Here is a 350-nt window from a genome sequence, read left to right as displayed (position 1 = left end):
CGCGAAAATAGCCCCTGGAACTCCCACAGGTAATAGGGGCAGAATAGCAATTGCACAGTTGCGAACATATCTATCAGCCCAGGTCTGAGCATCGGGACCTGAACTGATGAACTTATCAAGCGAAAGAAAGCCCCGTGCTGTCCTGTGGATGTCTCTGACGGCAACGTTGGTATCGTTCGGGTCGTAAACGGACACAACATAATTTAATTGTCCATACACTGACTGCTTTATTCGTAGCCTTACTGACAAAGTATGATTGTCTATATATAAAATCGCGGACATATGACTGACATTGTTTGCCATCATTCGACAAAAGAAAATATCTAAAGCGAAGCCAAAATCCTTACTCG

At 44.0% G+C, this 350-nt stretch carries 1 protein-coding gene; it reads right to left on the bottom strand.

What is annotated here, in order from left to right:
* On the bottom strand, nucleotides 1-350 hold a 350-nt coding region (locus FN960_RS23665; protein WP_143850782.1), incomplete at both ends, for a ShET2/EspL2 family type III secretion system effector toxin.

The sequence above is a fragment of the Alkalicoccobacillus porphyridii genome (genome assembly GCF_007293315.1).
GTDB lineage: Bacteria > Bacillota > Bacilli > Bacillales > Bacillaceae_D > Alkalicoccobacillus > Alkalicoccobacillus porphyridii.
This window is presented reverse-complemented; position numbering and strand designations above follow the sequence as displayed.